Annotated in this window: 1 protein-coding gene; it reads left to right on the top strand. The window is 46.4% G+C overall.

Annotated features, from left to right (window positions below; translation table 11 throughout):
* On the top strand, positions 1-239 hold a 239-nt coding region (locus AC1RPJ_RS08325; RefSeq protein ID WP_481762939.1), incomplete at both ends, for a DnaB-like helicase C-terminal domain-containing protein.

Here is a 239-nt window from a genome sequence, read left to right as displayed (position 1 = left end):
CCGTGTCGGTGAGATTTCAGAAATTTCACGAAGCTTAAAAGCTCTTGCCAAAGAAATGATGTGCCCTGTAATTGCACTATCGCAGCTTAACCGTTCCCTCGAGAACCGTCCAAACAAACGTCCCGTGATGTCAGACTTACGTGAATCCGGTGCGATCGAGCAGGACGCCGACTTAATCATGTTTATTTACCGTGATGAAGTCTATAACAAAGAATCCAAAGAAGCGGGCACTGCCGAAA

The organism is Dellaglioa sp. CoH-57-MRSF-17, from assembly GCF_056782015.1.
Note: the sequence above shows the minus strand (reverse complement) of the source record. Positions and strands in the feature narration are given on the sequence as shown.